Source organism: Falsiroseomonas ponticola, assembly GCF_016805305.1.
Lineage (GTDB): Bacteria > Pseudomonadota > Alphaproteobacteria > Acetobacterales > Acetobacteraceae > Falsiroseomonas > Falsiroseomonas ponticola.
This window is the reverse complement of record NZ_JAERQN010000001.1, coordinates 932,007-945,115: the sequence shown is the minus strand read 5'-3', so window position 1 is coordinate 945,115 and position 13,109 is coordinate 932,007. Positions and strand designations below refer to the sequence as shown.

Below are 13,109 nucleotides of genomic sequence, written 5' to 3'. Positions count from 1 at the left end.
ACTCCTTCGCTGACGAGGTCAGGAGAGGGTTGCGGGGAGGCCCGGCGCCAGGTCGGCGTCCGGCAGGTTGATGAGGTTGTCGAGAGAGACGAGGGAGACCATGCTGCCCTCGCGCGGGATCAGGCCGGCCAGCAGGCGTTCCGGCACGCCGGTGCCGATCTCCGGCACGGCGCGCACATCCTCCGGCGCCACGGTGATGATGTCGGACACGCTGTCCACCAGCAGCCCGGCCATGCGCGTCGCCGTCTGGATGATGACGACCACATGCATCGCCGTCGCCGCCGTGGGGCCGAGCCCGAAGCGCGCGCGGAGATCGAGGATCGGCACGATCGTGCCGCGCAGGTTGATCACGCCGCGCACCCAGGCCGGCGCGTGCGGCAGGGCCGTGGTTTCCGACCAGCCCTTGATCTCCCGCACCGACAGGATGTCGATCCCGTATTCCGCCGCATCCAGCGTGCAGGTGATGTACTGCGCCGCACCGCCCGCCCCGGCGGCCATGATCGCCCCGCGGGGCTGTGCTTCCATCCCGGCCGGCCGGGACTGAATCGACGTCTGCATCTCAGCCTTCCCGCATGGGGCTGGTGCCGGACCGCCCGGCACCCGAACCCGTCACCACGTCTCGAACCTGTCGCCCGCTTGCCATCAGAAGGACCGCCAATCCCCGTCGTCCTTCCTCGGCGCGCGCGTCGCGCGCCGCGCCACGGGCGCGGGTTCGGTGCGCGGCGCCTGCGCCGTCGCCGGCGGGGCCTTGCCTTCATGGAGGCGGAAGGCGGAGACCATCTGCATGAGCACGTCCGTCTGCTGCTCCATGGATTTCGCGGCGGCGGCGGCTTCCTCGACCAGCGCGGAGTTCTGCTGCGTGATCTTGTCCATTTGTACGACCGCGACGTTAACCTGCTCGATCCCCGCCGACTGTTCCTGCGAGGCGGCCGAGATCTCCGCCATGATGTCCGTCACGCGCTTCACCGAGGTGACGATCTCGTCCATCGTCTGGCCGGCGGAGGCGACGAGCTTCGACCCGCTATCCACCTTCTGCACGCTGTCGGAGATCAGCGCCTTGATCTCCTTCGCCGCATTGGCGCTGCGCTGCGCCAGGTTGCGCACCTCCGCCGCCACCACCGCGAAGCCGCGGCCCTGGTCCCCGGCGCGGGCGGCTTCCACCGCCGCGTTCAGCGCCAGGATGTTGGTCTGGAAGGCGATCTCGTCGATCACGCCGATGATGTCGCTGATCTTCCGGCTGGACTGGGTGATGCCGTCCATCGTCCGCACCACCTCCGTCACCACCATGCCGCCGCGCGTCGCGATCTCGCTGGCCGAGGCCGCCAGCTTGTTCGCCTGCAGCGCGCTTTCCGCGTTCTGCTTCACCGTGCTGGTCAGCTCCTCCAGGCTCGCGGAGGTCTCCTCCAGGCTCGAGGCCTGTTCCTCCGTCCGCTGCGAGAGGTCGGCATTGCCGACCGCGATCTCGCGCGAGGCGACGTTGATGGTGCCGCAGCTTTCGGTGATGGCGGTCATCACGCCCGTCATGGTGTCGAGCAGGCCGTTGACCCCGCCGCACAGCGCGCCGATCTCCCCGGCCTTGCCATCCAGCGGCACGCGGCGCGTCAGATCATTGGCCTGGGCGGCGCCGACGACGTCCTGCGTCTCGCTCACCGCCAGGCGAAGCGCCTCCCCGAAGCGGAACTGCTCCGCCATCCCGTCCACCATGCGGTTGATGCCGCCGGCGAGGCGCGCGACGGCGCCTTCCACGCCCTCGGTCGGCACGCGCGGGACGAAATCATTGGCGAGGGCCGCGGTGACGACTTCCTCCGCCTTGCCGACCGTGACGGCCAGCGCGCGCGCGGCCATCACTTCGGCCGTCACGTCGCTGGCATACTTCACCACCTTGAAGGGGCGGCCGTTGAGGTCGAGGATCGGGTTGTAGCTGGCCTGGATCCAGATCTCGCGGTCACCCTGGCCGAGGCGCCGGTAGCGGCCCGAATCGTATTCGCCGCGGCCGAGCTTGTCCCAGAAGGCGCGATAGGCGGGCGATTGGCGCTCCGCCGCATCGACGAACATCGAATGGTGCTGGCCGCGCACCTGGTCCAGCGTGTAGCCGAGCGTCGCCAGGAAGTTCGCGTTCGCCGTCAGCACGCGGCCATCCAGGCTGAACTCGATCACCGCCTGCGCCTTGTCGATGGCGGCGATCTGGCCGCGCAGATCGGCTTCCTGCAGCGCGGCGGCGGTGACGTCCGTGGCGTACTTCACCACCTTGACGGGCTTGCCATTGGCGTTGAGGACGGGGTTGTAGCTCGCCTGGATCCAGACCTCGCGCCCGCCCTTGGCGATGCGGCGATAGCGGCCGGCATCGTATTCGCCGCGGGCCAGCTTCTCCCAGAAGGCACGGTAGGCCGGCCCCTGGCGTTCGCCCGCATCGACGAACAGCGAATGGTGCTGGCCGCGGATCTCCTCCAGCGTGTAGCCGAGGGTCGAGAGGAAGTTGGCGTTGGCGTCGAGGACGCGGCCATCCAGCGTGAACTCGATGACCGCCATGACCTTGTCGATGGCGGTGAGGCGCCCGGCGGCATCCGCCTCACGCTCGCAGGCCGCGGTCACGTCGGCGGCGTATTTGACGATGCGGAGGGGCTTGCCATCCGAATCCAGCACGGGGTTGTAGCTCGCCTGGATCCAGACCTCCCGCCCGCCCTTGGCGATGCGGCGATAGCGGCCGGCATCGTATTCGCCGCGGGCCAGCTTCTCCCAGAAGGCGCGGTAGGCCGGGCCCTGGCGTTCGGCGGCCTCGATGAACAGCGAATGGTGCTGGCCGCGGATCTCCTCCAGCGTGTAGCCGAGCAGCGCCAGGAAATTCGCGTTGGCGTGGAGGATCCGGCCATCCAGCCCGAATTCGATGGACGCCATGGTGCGGTCCAGCGCGGCAATCCGGCGGCGGAGCGCCGCGGCCTGCGTCACCTCCTGCCACTCGACCAGGCGGCGGGGGACGCCGTCCAGCGCGGTGACGGAGACGCCGAACCGCGCCTCCCCCACATCGATCTCCGCACGCTCCGTGCCGCGGCGGCAGGCGGCCAGTTCGCGCGGTAGGCCCTCGAGCCGCGTGCCCGGCAGCCGGGTGGCCTCCGTCTCCCGCCACAGGGCGCGGAAGCCGGCCTCATGCTGCCGCAGCATGGCGCGGGCGGCATCGTTCATCTCCACCACGGCGAAATCGTCATCGACCAGGATCGTCGGCAGGGCGCAGGCCGTGACCATGGCGCGATCCGCCAGGGCGCGGGCCTCCGCCGCCGCCACCGCGGTGACATCCCGCGCGAGGATGGCGATGGAGGGCGGGCTGCCAGACTCCGCCGCCATCACCGCGGCCGAGAGTTCCAGCAGCACGTCGCCGCCATTGCCGCCGAGGTGCCACAGCCGCGCCACCGCGTCTTCGCCGCGCCCCAGCGCATCGCGGAAGCGGCGATGGTCGGCGCCGTCACGCTCCGCGCGCGTCAGCAGCGCGGCATGGGCGCGGCCGACCAGCGCCTCCGGCGCCAGGCCGAGCAGCGCGGCGAAGCGGTCATTGGCTTCCAGCACCTCGCCATCCGCCGCCAGGGTCAGCATCGGCTGCGTCCGCTGGAAGGCCGCCTGGGCGGCCAGCAGGCTGCGCATCGTGGCGCGCCGGTCGCGGCCGGATCGGCGATCGGTGAAGCCGGCGGGCAGCAGGGCCCTCGCCGCTCGTCCCATGAACATGGTTTTCTTCCTCATTGGTCTTCTGTTGGGCCGGCGCCTTTGCGGCGTCCGGCAGGGCAGGCAGTGGGGTGGACAGGACGATGCGGGCCCTGCGGCCCGTTCGCCGGCGCGCGGCCTCCGCGCATTCAGTGCAGCGCGGCGGCAGGCATCGCGGATGGGCGCGCGGCGCGCGTGCGCTCCGCCGGCTCCGCCAGCCCCGCGACATCCAGGATCAGCGCGACGCGGCCATTGCCGAGGATCGTGGCGCCGCCGATGCCGGGGATGGGGCCGTAATTCTCCTCCATGCTCTTCACCACGACCTGGTGCTGGCCGACGAGGTCATCGACCAGCAGCCCGATGCGGCCGGCATGGTCCGTCTCCGCGATCACGACGATGCCGCGCGACGGGTCGGTGACCGCATCGGCCACGCCGAAGACGCGGTGCAGCGCCAGCAGCGGGATGTAGGCGCCGCGGATGGAAAGGACCTGGCCGCGGCCGACGACATCATGGATGTCCTGCGGCCGCGGGCGGAGGCTTTCGACGATGGCGGAGATCGGGAGGATATAGGCTTCCCGCCCGACGGAGACGACGAGCCCATCCATCACCGCCAGCGTCAGCGGCAGGGAGAGGACGAAGCGCGACCCCTCGCCCAGGCGCGATTCCACTGTGATGCGGCCGCCGAGGGACTGGATGTTCCGCCGCACGACATCCATGCCGACACCGCGGCCGGAGACGGCGGAGACGACGGCCGCGGTGGAGAAGCCCGGCATGAAGATCAGCTCGTCGATCTCCGCATCCGTCAGCACGGCATCGGAGGCGACGATGCCGCGTTCCCGTGCCCGGGCCAGGACGCGCGCGCGGTCGATGCCGCGGCCATCGTCGCTCAGCTCGATCAGGATGCGGCCGCCGCGCTGCTCGGCGGAGAGATGCACGGTGCCCTGGCGCGGCTTGCCCGCGGCCTCGCGCTGGTCCGGCGCTTCCAGCCCGTGGTCGAGCGCGTTGCGCAGCAGATGCGTGAGGGGATCGGCCAGCTGCTCGACGACGGTCTTGTCGATCTCCGTCGCCTCCCCGGTCACGACCAGGCGCACTTCCTTGCCGAGCTGGGCCGAGAGTTCCCGCACCAGCCGCGGCATGCGGGAGAAGACGGATTTCACGGGCTGGGTGCGGATGGCCATGACGCCTTCCTGCAATTCGCGCAGGTGCTGCGACAGCGTCTCCAGCCCCGCGACCAGGCCGGGGCAGACCTCCGGCGGCACGGCGCTGCCGAGCTGGAGGAGCATGGCCTGGTTGATCACCAGCTCCCCCACCAGGTTGACCAGGCGGTCCACCTTCGCGACGTCCACGCGCACCGATTGCACGGCGGCCGGCTGCTCCGCCCGGGCCCCGGCGGGCGGGGCCGCGGCCTGCGCCTGCGCCTCGGCCAGCACGGGCTGCTCCACGGCGGGGACCAGCGGTTCGATCGCGAGATCGCAGTCATCGACGACGAATTCGAAGATCTCCTCCACCTGCCCGCGCGGGACGGGGGCGGCGAGGTCGAGCGTCCAGGCGAGGACCGCATCCTCCGGCTCCAGCGCCTCCAGCCCCGGCAGGCGGTCCAGCAGCGGCGTGACGGCGAGGGGGCCGAGCGCGCGCAGCGCGCGGATCAGCAGCAGCGGTTCGTTGGCGTGCCTGAACAGCGCGGCATGCGGGCGGAAGAGAATCCGCCAGCCGGTGCCGGGCTTCGCGGCGGGCGCGGCGGCCTCCGCCATGGCCGGTGGCGGCGCGCCGTTGCCAGGCGCCTCCACCATCGCGCCCAGCGCCGCGATCAGCGCATCCTCCGCACCGGCGGGCATCGCGTCCTCCCGCTGCTCCGCGCCGAGGAAATCCGCCAGCGCATCCGTCGCCTTCAGCAGCAGCGCCACGCGATCCGGCGTGGCCGCCAGGCTGCCATCCCGCATGCGGTCCAGCAGCGTCTCCATGACATGCGCCAGGCCGACCAGGCGGGTGAAGCCGAAGGCGCCGCCGCCGCCCTTGATGGAATGGATCGCGCGGAACAGCGCATGCAGCGTGTCACCATCCGCGCGATCCTCGGCCAGGGCCGAGAGCTGCGCATAGGCGCTTTCGAGAAGCTCGGCGCTTTCCTCGAAGTAGGTCGCGCGGAGGTGGTCGAAGCTCATGGCTCAGCCCGCGACCCGCTTGACGACATCGACGAGCTTGTCGGGATCGAAGGGCTTCACCAGCCATCCGGTGGCGCCGGCGTTCTTGCCTTCCATCTTCTTCCCGGAATCGGATTCCGTCGTCAGCATCAGGATCGGCAGCGACCGGCATTTCGGGTCGGCCCGCAGGGCGCGGATCAGCGCCACGCCGTCCATCACCGGCATGTTGAGGTCGGTGATCACCACATCCACCGGCTTCGCCTGCAGGGCGGACAGGGCCTTCTGGCCATCCTCCGCCTCGCTCACCTCGAACCCCGCCTTGCGGAGGGTGAAGGAGACCATCTCCCGCATCGTCCGCGAATCATCCACGGTCATCACACGCTTCGCCATGTCACCTGTCCCCTTCCAGGGCCTGTCCCAGTCCAAGATCCTCGATCGCTTCGGCCATCGCGGCCGAGGCATTCTCCAGCCGGAAGACGAAGCCGCGCGCGCGCGCGGTGGCCGCCGCCGCCGCCAGCACCTGGATGCAGGGCGTCGAGGCACGCTCGACATCCTGTCCATCCACGCAGATCGGCCCATCCGGCAGCCGCGCGCGCAGCGCGGCGGCCAGCGGCTCCGCCGCCGCCAGGTCAAGCACCGGGGGCAGGCGATGCACCGCGCCGGCCTCACCCATCATCGTCGTCACAGCCATCATCCCATTCATCCCGCCGGCACAGCGCCGGCGCATTCCCTCGACCGATCCGTCAGAACAGCTCGATATCGCCCGCGCCGTCCGGCTCCTCCGGCACGGGCGCGCCGTCATCGAGCAGGCGATGGAGGAAGCGCGCGCGCACGCTGCTGAGCGATTGCTGGTCCAGCATGCGGCGCAGCAGCGGGCCGTCGGCGCGGAGCGTCGGCACCAGCGCCGGCCAGGCGCGCGTCGTCTCCGCCTGCAGGGCGCCGGCGGCGTCTCCGATCACGCCCATCGCCTCCATCACATGGGTCAGATGCTGGTTGGTGCGGTCCTGGAACTGCGCGCCCGTGACCAGCCCATCGACGATGGCATCGATGCCGGCGGCGGCGTCGCGCGCCTCCGCCAGGGTTTCCGACAGCGCCCTGTTCTGGTCCACCATCCCCGCCATCACGGCGGCGAGCCGCGCCTGGCCCTTGCCGATATCGGCGTTGTCGCCGCCCGCGATGCGGGCGAGATCCGCCTGCGCGGCGCTGACGCCGCGGCCCGCGGCGGTGATGCGTTCATGCACGAGGCGGGAGGTGGCGTTGGTTTCCTTCGCCAGCTCCTTCAGCTCATGCGCGATGACCTTGAAGGTGCCGCCGGCGCCTTCCGCGCGATGCGCCTCGATGGTCGCGTTGATGGCGACGAACTGAGCCTGGCGGTTGATCGCCTCGATGCGCGTGACGCAGGCTTCCACGCCGCGCACTTCCTGCTTCACCTCATCCAGCGCCTTCATCATGCGGGCCGCCTGCGCCGCCGCATCCAGCAGGCCGGTCACGGCACGGCCCAGCATCGCCTCGACGAAGGCGGTGGCCTCCGCCAGCGGCATCGGGCGGCCCTCCACCTCGATCATCCGCGCGATCGCGGCCACGCGCTCCACCCGCGCGGTCTGCGCCTCCGCGGCTTCCGCCAGGTGGCGGAACTTCGCGCTGAGGGCGACGGTGCTGTCCTCGATCAGGCGGGCGGAGGCGTTCACCTCCTCCGTCATCGCGATGAAGGCGCGCCGCTCGATCTCGCCGAGCTCGACCCATTGCGCCAGCAGCGCCTCGGCCGCGCCGGGACGGGCGGGCAGAAGGGGGTCCGGCGCGGCCGGCACATCATAGGGGGTCACGAGGCATGTCCGCTGGTGGGATGACGCCCCAACCTGCGAGACAAGTGTTTAGCGTCTGTTGATTCCTATATCGTGCGACACTTCTCAACCGTTGCCGACACCGAAGCCCTGCACCAGGCTGCCCGCGATCAGGCGCCAGCCATCGACCAGGACGAAGAAGACCAGCTTGAAGGGCAGGGAGATGGCGGGCGGCGGCAGCATCATCATGCCGAGGCCCATCAGCACGCTGGCGACGACGATATCGATGATGAGGAAGGGCAGGAACAGCAGGAAGCCGATCTCGAAGGCGCGGCGCAGCTCGCCCACCATGAAGGCGGGCACCAGGGCGCGCCAGGGCATCTCCTCCCCGGCCGCGGGCACGGGCAGGTTGGCGAGGTCGAGGAACAGCGCCAGGTCGGAATCCCGGGCATGCGCCACCATGAAGGCGCGGAAAGGTTCGGCCGCGGCCTTGAGGCCCGCGATCTCGTCGATCGTGCCCTGGGACATCGGATGCAGGCCGAGCGTCCAGGACTGTTCCAGCACCGGCTGCATGACGAACCAGGTGAGGAAGAGGGCGAGGCCGATCAGCACCGGGTTGGGCGGCACGCCCTGCGCGCCGATGGCGCTGCGCAGCAGCGACAGCACGATGATGATGCGCCCGAAGGCCGTCGCCATCACAAGCAACGAGGGTGCCAGGGACAGCAGGCCGATCAGCGCGGTCAGCTGCACGAGGCGCGCCGTGGCGCCCGCGCCGCCCTGCTGGCCCATGTCGATGTTGACGCTCTGCGCCAGCGCCAGGCCCGGCAGCAGCAGCGCCAGCAGGCAGGCCAGCGGGACCAGGATGCGGCGCATCACCCGGCCTCCGCCGAAGGCGGCAGGGGCATCAGCACATCCTGTGGCCCGCCCGTCAGCAGCAGCAGCGGGCGGCCATCGCAGCGCAGCAGCAGCAGGCGGCGCCGCCCATCGAGGGGCAGCGCCTCCTCCACCGCCAGGCGGCGCGTGCCGGCCCCGGCCGAGGCGGGCGCCCAGCCCAGGCGGCGCAGCCCGCGGGCCAGCAGCAGGATGAGGAACAGCACGCCGGCCAGCGCGGCGAGTGCCGTCCCGATCAGTTGGGGGTCCATGAAGCCGGCCTCCTGCCGTGCCAGTCGATGGACCTGAAGGAGAACTCCGGCCGTTTATTCGCTGTTAACCGCGCGGTTCACGCGCGGACGGAGAAGGCGACGGCGCCGGTGCCCGGGCGGGCGGGGCGCGCATAGCCGGGCAGGCCATTGCCTTCCGGCCGCGTCGCGACGCGGGCGATGGCCTTCACCACCCGGGCCTGGAGCGCCAGCGCATCCTCCAGCGCCGCGCGATTGGCGGCCGCGGTGTCGCGCAGGCCATCGACCAGCAGCGCCAGGCGATGATCCAGCGCGGCGCCGGTATCGAGCGAGGCGCGCGCCTTGACGAATTCCTCCACCGCCACGGTCTTGGCGGGCTGCAGCGCGGCGGCGGCGCGCAGGTCGCGCGCCTTCAGCGCGGCGGTCTCCTGCCGCAGCAGGGCTTCCAGGGTCTCGGCGGCGTCCAGCAGCATCGTGGTCATCGGCTGTTCCTCTGCATCTGTCGGATGACCGCCTCGGCCAGGCCCAAGCCGCCCTGCCGCGCGATCGCGTTGCCCATTTCCTGCACCAGCATCGGCTGCCACTGCGCTTCGCCGGTGCCGCCGCCGAACAGGCCCTTGCCGTCCAGCCCCGCGAACATGGGCTGCAGCATGGCGCCCAGAACCTGGCCTTCGAAGGTCTGCGCGGCGGCGCGCTGCGCGGCGGTGGTCGTGCCCGGGTTGAGCGGACGCGGCGCGTTCACGGCGGGCAGCGTGCCGCCCGGCAGGCGGGTGGAAAGGTCCATGGCCACTACCTCACTTCCAGCTCCGCCTGCAGCGCGCCGGCGGCCTTGATGGTCTGCAGGATGGAGATCATGTCGCGCGGCCCGACGCCGAGCTGGTTGAGCCCCTGCACCAGGTCCTGCAGCGTGGTGCCGCCGCGCAGGATGCCGAGGCGCCGTTCGTTCTGGTCGTCCACCTCGATGTTGGTGCGCGGCACCACCACGGTCTGGCCGTTGGACAGCGGCCCGGGCTGGCTGACCTGCGGCGTTTCCGTCACGCGGATCGTCAGGTTGCCCTGCGCGATGGCGACGGTGGAGATGCGCACATTGGCGCCCATGACGATGGTGCCGGAGGCTTCCTCGATCACCACCCGCGCCACGCTGTCGGGTTCCACGCGCAGCTGCTCGATCTCCGCGATGAAGCCGATGGCGTCGCGGCCGGCCAGCGCGATGGTCACGCTGCGGGGATCCGTGGCGCTGGCGGGGTTGCCGGGGGCGTAGCGGTTCACGGCGGCGGCGATGCGGCGCGCCGTGGTCAGGTCCGGGTTGCGCAGCGCCAGGCGGATGGCGGGGCGGGAGGCGAAGGCGAAGCCCACCTCCCGCTCCACGATCGCGCCATTCGCGATCCGCGCCGCGGTCGGCACGCCGCGCGTCACCGAACTCGCCGCGCCGCGCGCCGCGATGGCGCCGGTCGCGACCGCGCCCTGGGCGACGGCATAGACTTCCCCGTCCGCGCCGAGCAGCGGCGTGACGACGAGCGTGCCGCCGGTGAGGTTGGTGGCATCGCCGAGGGCGGCGACGGAGACATCGATCCGGCTGCCCGTGCGCGCGAAGCCCGGCAGGTTGGCCGTGACCATCACGGCGGCGACGTTGCGCGTCTCCAGCTGCCGTTCCTGGTCCCGCGTGTTGACGCCGAGCCGTTCCAGCATGCCGATCAGGGATTGGCGGGTGAAGACGGCATTGCGCAGGCGGTCGCCGGTGCCGGGCAGGCCGACCACCAGGCCGTAGCCGACCAGCTGGTTGTCGCGCATGCCCTCGACATCCGCGATGTCCTTGATGCGCACGCCGCCCTGCCCGAGCGCGGGCAGCGAGACCAGCAGGCCGAGCAGGAAGATCAGGCTGCGCATGGTCAGAAGGGCAGGATGATGTCGAGCAGCTGCTGCCCGTAGCGGGGCTGCTGCACGTCGCTCATCGTCCCGCGGCCGCCATAGGCGATGCGGGCTTCCGCCAGGCGGTCATGCTTGACGGTGTTGTCGCTGGCGATGTCCTGCGGGCGGATGATGCCGGAGACCTGGAGGTCGCGCAGCTCATGGTTCACGCGCACCTGCTGGCGGCCGGCGACGACGAGGTTGCCGTTTGGCAGCGCCTGCGTGACCGTCGCGGCGACGCGCAGCGTCACCGTCTCCGTCCGCTGGATCTGGCCCGCCCCGGCCGAGGAACTGTCGGAGGCGCCGGAGACGAGGCGGGAGGGATCGAAGCCGTTCGGCAGCAGGCGGCCATAGCTGGCATCGAGGCCGAGCAGCCGCGGCAGGCCGAGCGATTCGCTGTTGGCGCGCGACCGTTCGGTGGTGTTCTGCAGCTGCGCGCGATCCTCGATCGCGACCAGCACGGTGACGAGGTCACCGACCTGCGCGGCGCGCTGGTCCCGCAGGAAGGTGCGGCTGCCCTGGCGCCACAGCGAATTCGCCTCCGCCGGCGCGGTCTGCGCGGCGGGCATGGGCATGCTGATCGGCCGGGCGCCGCCCGGATTCTCGATGGGCGCCATGGAGGGGGCGCGCCCCAGCTCCGCCAGGCGCTCCGAGCAGCCGCCCAGCGAGAGCAGGAGCAGGAGGGGAAGGGTGCGCTTCATCGTGAGGCTTGGTCCCTGCGGTTGACGCGGGCGGCGATGGCGGGGGGAAGCGTGATGGCGGCGCCGACGGCGCGCGCGCGGCCGGGGCCCAGCACTTCCGCCTGCACGACGCTGCCGCTGGCGAGGTTGAGGACATGCAGGGTGCGCCCGCGGAAGCCGTCTTCCAGCGCGCGGCCCTGGGCCGTCAGCGTCAGGCCCGGCGCCTGGTGCAGCAGCTGCACGACGGAATCGCGGGCGATGACGGGGGCGGCGGCGACATCGGCGGCGGAGACGGTCTGGCCCGCGGCGATGGCGCGGCGCAGGCGCTGGCCGGTGACGGCTTCCGCATCCTCCGCCGCATTCGGGGCGGCGCGGTCCACCGCCTGGCGGGTGACGGTGACGTCGCCCGGCATCACCATCTCCCCGGCCCGCAGCGGGCGCGCCGCGACGACGACATCGCGCATCGCGACCGCCCTGCCGCTGACGCGCTGCGTGAAGGTCGGCATGCCTTCCGCCACCACGACCAGCGTCGCGGAGAAGCGGCGGGAGACGCCGTCCCACAGCGCGCCATCCACCGCGATGCGCGCATCGGGCGCGCCGGCGGGCAGGTTGGGCGGCTGGAAGCCGGGGATGTCGAGGTCGAGTTCGGGATCGGCGCCGAGCGCGACGAGTTCGGCGCGCAGCGGCTCCAGCACCTCCTCACGCCGCATGGCGCGGCCGGGGCGTTCCACCACCACGCGCTCATCCCCCGCGAGGGGGCGCCAGGCCAGGCCATAGTCGCGCGCGATGGCGGCCAGCTGCGGCGCCTCCACCACGAAGCGGCGGCCGGGCGCGGGGGCGGGGCCGAGCGTGGCGTCCGCCCGCGCGCCCGCATGCTCGAAGATGTCGCCCAGCGTCACGACAGCCGCTTCCACGACGGCCTGCGCGCGCGGCGCGGGCGGCTGCGCGAGGGCGGGCAGCGCCAGGAGCGACAGTGCGAGAAGGGGCGACCACGCGCGCATCAGCGCATCCGCGTCAGGGTGGACAGCATCTCGTCACCCGCGGTGATGACCTTGCTGTTCATCTCGTAGGCGCGCTGCGCGGTGATGAGGTTCGTGATCTCCTGCACCACGTTGACGTTGCTGGATTCGAGAAAACCCTGCTGGATCTGGCCATAGCCGACCGCGCCGGGCACGCCGGGCTGCGCCTGGCCGGAGGCCGGGGTGGCGAGGAACATGTTGTCGCCGGTGGCTTCCAGCCCGCCCTCGTTCGGGAAGATGGCGACCTGGATCTGGCCGACATTCTGCGGCTGCACCTGGCCATCCAGCTTCACCAGCACCTCGCCGGCCGCGTTGATCGTCACGTCGCGCGCGGCGGCCGGCACCACGATACCGCCGGAGACCGGGAAGCCATCCGCGGTGACGATGGTGCCATCCGGCGCCAGGCCGAAACTGCCGGCGCGGGTATAGGCGGTCTCGCCGGAGGGGAGCGTCACGGGGAAGTAGCCATTGCCGCGCACCGCGAGGTCGAAGCGGTTCTCCGTCTGCGTCAGGCTGCCCTGTTCGGAGATGCGGTAGATCGCGGCCGTGCGCACGCCGAGGCCGAGCTGCGCGCCGGAGGGCAGGACCGTGCCCTGGTCGCTGCTCTGCGATCCGGCGCGGCGCAGGTTCTGGTAGATCAGGTCCTGGAACTCGGCGCGGCGGCGCTTGTAGCCCGTCGTGCTCATATTCGCGATGTTGTTGGAGATGACTTCGACGTTGGTCTGCTGGGCCTGCAGGCCCGTGGCGGCGATATCGAGTGCGCGCATGGCGTCTT

14 protein-coding genes are annotated in these 13,109 nt (G+C 71.5%); all 14 read right to left on the bottom strand.

All coding sequences use genetic code 11. The annotated features are described in order from the left end of the window. Positions 1-18: 18 nt before the first annotated feature. Positions 19-558 (bottom strand): chemotaxis protein CheW, encoded by a 540-nt coding sequence (locus JJI54_RS04540; protein ID WP_226381366.1) that lies wholly within the window; start codon positions 556-558, stop codon positions 19-21. A gap of 84 nt (positions 559-642) precedes the next feature. Then, the gene (locus JJI54_RS32915; RefSeq protein WP_203071334.1) at positions 643-3,714 is read right to left on the bottom strand and encodes a methyl-accepting chemotaxis protein; all 3,072 of its coding nucleotides are present in this window, start codon (positions 3,712-3,714) and stop codon (positions 643-645) included. Between the two features lie 125 nt (positions 3,715-3,839). Beyond that, positions 3,840-5,849: a chemotaxis protein CheA gene (locus tag JJI54_RS04530; RefSeq protein WP_203071332.1), complete on the bottom strand. Its 2,010-nt coding sequence runs from the start codon at positions 5,847-5,849 to the stop codon at positions 3,840-3,842. Positions 5,850-5,852: 3 nt separating this feature from the next. Further along, a complete protein-coding gene (locus tag JJI54_RS04525; protein ID WP_203071330.1) occupies positions 5,853-6,218 on the bottom strand; it encodes a response regulator in 366 nt (121 codons plus the stop codon). A 1-nt stretch (position 6,219) separates the two neighbouring features. Then, positions 6,220-6,522, bottom strand: a complete 303-nt coding sequence (locus JJI54_RS04520; RefSeq protein WP_203071328.1) for an STAS domain-containing protein — start codon at positions 6,520-6,522, stop codon at positions 6,220-6,222. A gap of 49 nt (positions 6,523-6,571) precedes the next feature. Further along, positions 6,572-7,651, bottom strand: coding sequence for a methyl-accepting chemotaxis protein (locus JJI54_RS04515; RefSeq protein ID WP_203071326.1), 1,080 nt, complete (start codon positions 7,649-7,651; stop codon positions 6,572-6,574). 84 nt (positions 7,652-7,735) lie between these two features. Further along, the gene (gene fliP, locus JJI54_RS04510) at positions 7,736-8,482 is read right to left on the bottom strand and encodes a flagellar type III secretion system pore protein FliP (protein ID WP_203071324.1); all 747 of its coding nucleotides are present in this window, start codon (positions 8,480-8,482) and stop codon (positions 7,736-7,738) included. Continuing rightward, positions 8,482-8,751, bottom strand: coding sequence for a flagellar biosynthetic protein FliO (locus JJI54_RS04505; RefSeq protein WP_203071323.1), 270 nt, complete (start codon positions 8,749-8,751; stop codon positions 8,482-8,484). The genes fliP and JJI54_RS04505 overlap by 1 nt, the downstream gene beginning before the upstream one ends. Before the next feature lie 77 nt (positions 8,752-8,828). Beyond that, on the bottom strand, positions 8,829-9,209 hold the full coding sequence (locus tag JJI54_RS04500) for a hypothetical protein (protein WP_203071321.1): 381 nt from the start codon (positions 9,207-9,209) through the stop codon (positions 8,829-8,831). Then, positions 9,206-9,511: a rod-binding protein gene (locus JJI54_RS04495; protein WP_203071319.1), complete on the bottom strand. Its 306-nt coding sequence runs from the start codon at positions 9,509-9,511 to the stop codon at positions 9,206-9,208. Before JJI54_RS04495 ends, JJI54_RS04500 begins: the two co-directional genes overlap by 4 nt. 5 nt (positions 9,512-9,516) lie before the next feature. Next, positions 9,517-10,614 carry a flagellar basal body P-ring protein FlgI gene (locus tag JJI54_RS04490; RefSeq protein WP_203071317.1) on the bottom strand — a complete coding sequence of 366 codons (1,098 nt, stop codon included), beginning with the start codon at positions 10,612-10,614 and terminating at the stop codon, positions 9,517-9,519. A gap of 2 nt (positions 10,615-10,616) precedes the next feature. Further along, on the bottom strand, positions 10,617-11,336 hold the full coding sequence (gene flgH / locus JJI54_RS04485) for a flagellar basal body L-ring protein FlgH (RefSeq protein ID WP_203071315.1): 720 nt from the start codon (positions 11,334-11,336) through the stop codon (positions 10,617-10,619). Continuing rightward, complete coding sequence (gene flgA / locus JJI54_RS04480; RefSeq protein ID WP_203071313.1) at positions 11,333-12,316, bottom strand: flagellar basal body P-ring formation chaperone FlgA; 984 nt, start codon at positions 12,314-12,316, stop codon at positions 11,333-11,335. Before flgA ends, flgH begins: the two co-directional genes overlap by 4 nt. Then, complete coding sequence (gene flgG, locus JJI54_RS04475; protein ID WP_203071311.1) at positions 12,316-13,101, bottom strand: flagellar basal-body rod protein FlgG; 786 nt, start codon at positions 13,099-13,101, stop codon at positions 12,316-12,318. Before flgG ends, flgA begins: the two co-directional genes overlap by 1 nt. Positions 13,102-13,109: the final 8 nt, after the last annotated feature.

Coding starts and splice junctions, on each gene's coding strand:
- JJI54_RS04540 (WP_226381366.1), bottom strand. CDS start 558: ATGCAGACGTCGATTCAGTCCCGGCCGGCCGGGATGGAAGCACAGCCC.
- JJI54_RS32915 (WP_203071334.1), bottom strand. CDS start 3,714: ATGTTCATGGGACGAGCGGCGAGGGCCCTGCTGCCCGCCGGCTTCACC.
- JJI54_RS04530 (WP_203071332.1), bottom strand. CDS start 5,849: ATGAGCTTCGACCACCTCCGCGCGACCTACTTCGAGGAAAGCGCCGAG.
- JJI54_RS04525 (WP_203071330.1), bottom strand. CDS start 6,218: ATGGCGAAGCGTGTGATGACCGTGGATGATTCGCGGACGATGCGGGAG.
- JJI54_RS04520 (WP_203071328.1), bottom strand. CDS start 6,522: ATGATGGCTGTGACGACGATGATGGGTGAGGCCGGCGCGGTGCATCGC.
- fliP (WP_203071324.1), bottom strand. CDS start 8,482: ATGCGCCGCATCCTGGTCCCGCTGGCCTGCCTGCTGGCGCTGCTGCTG.
- JJI54_RS04505 (WP_203071323.1), bottom strand. CDS start 8,751: ATGGACCCCCAACTGATCGGGACGGCACTCGCCGCGCTGGCCGGCGTG.
- JJI54_RS04500 (WP_203071321.1), bottom strand. CDS start 9,209: ATGACCACGATGCTGCTGGACGCCGCCGAGACCCTGGAAGCCCTGCTG.
- JJI54_RS04495 (WP_203071319.1), bottom strand. CDS start 9,511: ATGGACCTTTCCACCCGCCTGCCGGGCGGCACGCTGCCCGCCGTGAAC.
- JJI54_RS04490 (WP_203071317.1), bottom strand. CDS start 10,614: ATGCGCAGCCTGATCTTCCTGCTCGGCCTGCTGGTCTCGCTGCCCGCG.
- flgH (WP_203071315.1), bottom strand. CDS start 11,336: ATGAAGCGCACCCTTCCCCTCCTGCTCCTGCTCTCGCTGGGCGGCTGC.
- flgA (WP_203071313.1), bottom strand. CDS start 12,316: ATGCGCGCGTGGTCGCCCCTTCTCGCACTGTCGCTCCTGGCGCTGCCC.
- flgG (WP_203071311.1), bottom strand. CDS start 13,101: ATGCGCGCACTCGATATCGCCGCCACGGGCCTGCAGGCCCAGCAGACC.